The organism is Micromonospora sp. M51 (assembly GCF_018070305.1).
Lineage (GTDB): Bacteria > Actinomycetota > Actinomycetes > Mycobacteriales > Micromonosporaceae > Micromonospora > Micromonospora parva.
In genome coordinates, this window is the sequence record NZ_JAGPXZ010000458.1 from 1 (window position 1) to 4,979 (window position 4,979).

5 protein-coding genes are annotated in these 4,979 nt (G+C 71.0%); 1 reads left to right on the forward strand and 4 read right to left on the reverse strand.

Annotated features, from left to right (window positions below; translation table 11 throughout):
- A partial coding sequence (locus tag KBX53_RS21980) for a C40 family peptidase (RefSeq protein WP_210861370.1) occupies positions 1-523 on the forward strand: 523 nt, incomplete at its 5' end.
- A gap of 73 nt (positions 524-596) precedes the next feature.
- On the opposite strand, the gene KBX53_RS21985 is transcribed toward KBX53_RS21980, so the two are convergent.
- From KBX53_RS21985 to KBX53_RS22000, 4 genes are all read right to left on the reverse strand, one after another.
- Positions 597-1,586, reverse strand: coding sequence for an RNA polymerase sigma factor RpoD/SigA (locus KBX53_RS21985; RefSeq protein ID WP_030333318.1), 990 nt, complete (start codon positions 1,584-1,586; stop codon positions 597-599).
- 378 nt (positions 1,587-1,964) lie between these two features.
- A complete protein-coding gene (locus KBX53_RS21990; protein ID WP_081883877.1) occupies positions 1,965-2,906 on the reverse strand; it encodes an N-acetylmuramic acid 6-phosphate etherase in 942 nt (313 codons plus the stop codon).
- Positions 2,903-3,817: a MurR/RpiR family transcriptional regulator gene (locus KBX53_RS21995; protein WP_030333314.1), complete on the reverse strand. Its 915-nt coding sequence runs from the start codon at positions 3,815-3,817 to the stop codon at positions 2,903-2,905. The genes KBX53_RS21990 and KBX53_RS21995 overlap by 4 nt, the downstream gene beginning before the upstream one ends.
- Positions 3,818-3,891: 74 nt before the next feature.
- Positions 3,892-4,908, reverse strand: a complete 1,017-nt coding sequence (locus KBX53_RS22000; RefSeq protein WP_210861372.1) for an NAD-dependent epimerase/dehydratase family protein — start codon at positions 4,906-4,908, stop codon at positions 3,892-3,894.
- Positions 4,909-4,979: the final 71 nt, after the last annotated feature.

Sequence of the window (4,979 nt, forward strand, 5' to 3'; positions counted from 1 at the left end):
GGACGCCACGCTGGCCCGGCAGGCCGCGCAGGCTCGCCAGCTCGCCGCGGGTAAGAAGCAGATCGAGCAGGACCTGGCCAGGCTGTACGAGCTGCGCCGGCAGGCGTACGGGGCCGCCACCGAGCGACCCGAGCCCACGGCGGCGAAGAACGAGGCGAAGAACGTGCCCGCCGTGTCCGGCGCCGCCGGCACAGCGGTGCGCTACGCGTTCGGCGCGATCGGCAAGCCGTACGTGTGGGCAGGCGACGGGCCGAACGGGTACGACTGTTCCGGGCTGACCTCGGCGGCCTGGCGGGCGGCCGGGAAGTCCCTGCCGCACAACACCCGGATGCAGTGGAGCGCGGTCACCCACATCGGGCGAAGCGACCTGAGCCCCGGCGACCTGGTCTTCTACAGCGGGCTCGGGCACGTCGCCCTCTACGTGGGCGGCGGCCAGGTGATCGACGCGCCCAGCGCCGGTCGCAACGTGCTCAAGCGCGGCATGAACATGATGCCCATCCAGGGCTACGGTCGGGTTCGCTGACCACGCTCGGCAAACGGCGAACGGCCGGCGTCCCCCTATCGGACGCCGGCCGTTCGCCGTCATTACTACCAGGTCAGGCTGCCTGCAGCCCCTCTGCCCGGGCCAGCTCACGGAGCCGGCCGAGGGCCTGGATCTCCAACTGCCGGATCCGCTCGCGGGACAGCGAGAACCGGGACGCGACCTCGGTGAGCGAGTGCTCCCGGCCGTCCTCCAGCCCGTAGCGGGCCCGCATGATGCCAGCGGACCGGTCGTCGAGGTGGTTGAGCAGCCCCTCGATGCGCTGCCGCTCCAGGCCGCTGAGCACGATGTCCTCGGGCGACGGCGCGTCACTGTCGGCGACCAGGTCGCCGAGGTTCGTGTCGCCGTCGTCACCCACCGGGGTGTCCAACGAAACGGTGTCCTGCGACCAGCGGCGCAACTCGTTCACCCGCTCGACGGTGACGCCGAGGGAGGCGGCGATCTGCTCCGGCTCCGGGTCGCTGCCCAACTCGCGGGTCAGCTGCCGCGCCACGTTGCGCATCCGGTTGACGTCCTCCACCAGGTGCACCGGGAGTCGGACGGTGCGCTCCTGCTGGGCGATCGCCCGGCTGATCGCCTGCCGAATCCACCAGGTGGCGTAGGTGGAGAACTTGTATCCACGCTCGTAGTCGAACTTCTCGACCGCCCGGACGAGGCCGGTGTTGCCCTCCTGGATCAGGTCCAGCATGGGCATCCCGGAGCGTACGTAGCGCCGGGCGATCGACACGACCAGCCGGAGGTTGGCGCGGATGAAGAGGTCCTTCGCCCGCTCCCCCTCGACGACCAGCCACTCCAGGTCGGCCCGGTCGACACCGGCGGGAACGGCTTCCTCACCGAGCAGGTGCTCGGCGTAGAGGCCGGCCTCGATCGCCTTGGAGAGATCGACCTCCTTGGCGGCGTCCAGCAGTGGCGTCCGGGAGATCTCGTGCAGGTAGACGCCGACCAGGTCGCGCTCCTCGGCAACCTCGTCGGTTCGCATGCCGATGTTCTTGTCCACGTTGCCCACGGTCCCCTCGCTCGCGCCGGTTGCCCGGTTCCTTGCCATTTCCCACGCCTGTCAGCCCCTGGTAACTTCTGCTGTGCCCATCGGTGCTGACACCTACACAACAGATGAGACGTGTCGGGGATTCCTCGCCGTGAGTCGAAAGTGTCACGAATGCCTGAGTAGTAGCTGAGAGCACGGTCCATGTTTGCTGTCAGCACCCCATCGGGTGGGCTCACCATTGGGCACCACGTACGGGTTACCGCACCATGGCAACACCGCCCGCCGCGGGGGACAGCGACCCGGGTCACCACCACGATGCGATCCTGCTCACTGCCAGATACGCACCGGTGAACCGGTCGGTTCATCCACGGGGGTGTTATTACCCCCGGGCCAGATGAACAATCCGAAGCCCCGTTCGCTTCCCGGGGGTGGGCGGCGTTAGGAGGCGAGCAGGGCGAGGGCGCCGCGCACCTGGTCCGCCGAGCGGGCCAACGCGGCCCGGGCGGCGTCGATCTCGGCGCCGGACACGAGGGAGACGAGCGCCGTCTTCAGGTCACCGTCGGCCTCGGTGAGGGCCCGCCGGGAGATCTCCTCCGAGCAGCCGGTGGCCTCGACCAGAATTGAGATCATTCGTCCGCGGAGTTTCGCGTTGGTGGCCACCATGTCGATCATGAGGTTCGAGTAGACCCGCCCCAGGCGCACCATGACGGCGGTCGAGAACGTGTTGAGCACCAACTTCTGCGCCGTGCCCGCCTTCATCCGGGTCGACCCGGTGACCACCTCGGGTCCGGTGTCCACCCCGATGAACACGTCGACCGACCGGGCGGCCTCCGCCTCCGGATTGGCGCAGAGCAGCACCGTGGAGGCGTCGATGGCGCCGGCTGCGGCGAGCGCCCCGAGGACGTACGGGGTGCGTCCGCTGGCCGCCAGACCAACCACCAGGTCCCCGGCGCGGACACAACTGGCCGCTTCGACCGCGCCGCCCCGGTCATCGTCCTCGGCGTCCTCCACGGCCCGCCACATGGCGTCCGGGCCGCCCGCGAGGTGTGCGCAGAACCAGTGCCGGGGCGAGTTGAAGGTGGGGGCCAGCTCGGCCGCGTCGATCACGCCCAGTCGGCCGGAGGTGCCGGCACCGAAGTAGTGCACCCGGTGACCGCCGCGAAGCGCCTCGACCGCCAGGTCGACGGTGGTGGCGATCTCGTCGAGCACCGCGGCGACAGCGGCGGGCACCCGCCGGTCCGCGTCGTTGATCACGGTGAGCACGTCCCGGGTCGACATCAGGTCCAGGTCGACGCTGAGCGGGTTACGCCGTTCGGTCGGAGCACCCACCCGGACCGTCGGGCGAGCGGGCGGTGCGGGCATCTCCGCACCGGCCGTCATGCCCGCCTCCGGTTGGCACCCACCCGGTGCGACTGGACCGCCTCGGCGGTCGCCTCCAGGGCCTTGCGGGCCCGGGCACGGTTGCGGGCGGCCACCCCGACGAAGAGGCAGTCGACCACGGTGAGCTGGGCCAGCCGGCTGGCCGTCGCGCCGGAGCGGTAGGTGGTCTCCCGGGCCGCCGTGGTCAACACGAAGTCCGCCACGTCGGCGATCGGCGAGCGCGGGAAGTTGGTCAGGGCCACTGTCGCGGCACCGCGCGTGCGGGCCTGCTCCAGCACCTCGATCACGTCGGAGGTGGTGCCGGTGTGCGAGATGCCGATCGCCACGTCGCCCCGGCCCAGGAGGGCGGCCGAGGTCAGCGCGGTGTGCACGTCCGGGAAGTAGAAGGCGATCCGCCCGATGCGGTGCAGCTTCTGCTGGAAGTCCGAGGCGACGAAGCCGCTGGCGCCGGCGCCGTAGATGTCGATCCGACCGGCGCCGCTGATCGCCTCGACCACCTGCTCGCAGACGGCAGGGTCGAGTTGCTCGGCGGTCTCCTCGACGGCGCGGGCGTCGTTGAACGCGATGGTGGCGATGATCTGGGCGAGGTCGGCGCCGGGCGGGATGTCACCGCCGACCACTCGGGCGTCCGGTGGCTCGATCCGCCGGGCGGCCTCGGCGGCGAGGCGGATGCGCAGCTGGGGGTAACCGTCCATGCCCACCGAACGGCAGAACCGGATGACGGTCGCCTCCGACGTCTCGGCTGCGGTGGCGAGGTCGGTGATTGTCCGCCGGGCGGCGGCCGCCGGGTCGGAGACGACCAGCCGGGCGACCCGCTGCTCGGCGGGCGACAGCGATGGCAGCAACCCACTGATGTGGACGATCAGTCCACCGGGCTCGTGACTCGCAGAAATCTTCGGACTCTTCGCCACGGGTGAAACTTACTTTCACCAGGCGTGAGCGTCAACTATGACTGTCCGGTAGGGAAAAGTGTCGGCAGCCGGGATCACCGGTCCCGCACAGCCTGCCACTCCCCCAGGACCACCGCCTCATCCGCCGGGTCGAGACCACCCTGCCGTACGGCGGCCGGATGCGCTGCCATCCAGGACGCGGTCGCCCGAACGGTGTCCGGCAGCGGACGGACCGCCAACCCGGCGTGCAGAGAAGGTCGGGTGTCGCGGTCCATCAGGCCGCCGTACTCCGGCAGTCGCACCCACAGCGGCAGCGCCCGCTCCCCCGACCACTCGCGGACGTCGTGGGAGATCAGGAACTCCTGATCGACCCAGGTCAGGGCGGGTTCTGCCAGGTCCAGCCCGGCCGCGATCCCGGCCAGCAGGTCCGCCCGGGTCATCGCCGGTCCGATGCCGTCGTACGTGCCACCGAGGCGGGTGCCGGCGGCGTGCAGCAACCAACCCGCCAGGTCGGCGACGTCCACGAACTGCACCCGGTCGGTCGGCGCTCCGGGGGCCAGCACCTCACCACCGGCCGACAGCCGCCGCACCCAGTACGGGAAACGGTCGCTCGGGTCCTCGGCGCCGACGATCAACCCGGGCCGGCAGATGAACGAACGGTCCACCCCCATCCGCTCCCGGACCAGCTCCTCGATGCTCACCTTGCACTCGCCGTACCAGCGGTGATCCGGGCCGACCGGACCGTCCACGTCCGCCGGGGCGGCCGGCAGCACGGGCGCGTCCGCGACGCGCTGGCCCGGGGTGGTGTTGTCCGCGTACACCGAGATCGTGGACACGAACGACCAGTGGCCGACGTGGTCGGCGAGCGCGGCGAGCGCGTGCCGGGCGTGACTGATCTGGCGGGTCACGTCGATCACGGCGTCGAAGCCCGCGTCGGCCAGCGGGGCGAGCGCCTGCGGATCATCGCGGTCGACCGGGACGAACCGCGCCCCGGCCGGCACGACACCGGACACTCCCCTTGCCGCGCAGGTCACCTCGTGGCCCTGCTCGACGGCGAGCCGGGCCGTCGCCCGGCCGAGGAACTGGGTGCCACCCAGGATGAGGATCCGCATGCAGCGATCCTGCGCCCCCAACACCCGACCAGCCCAACCCCTCTGCCCACGGCAGACGGTGATCGTGAAGT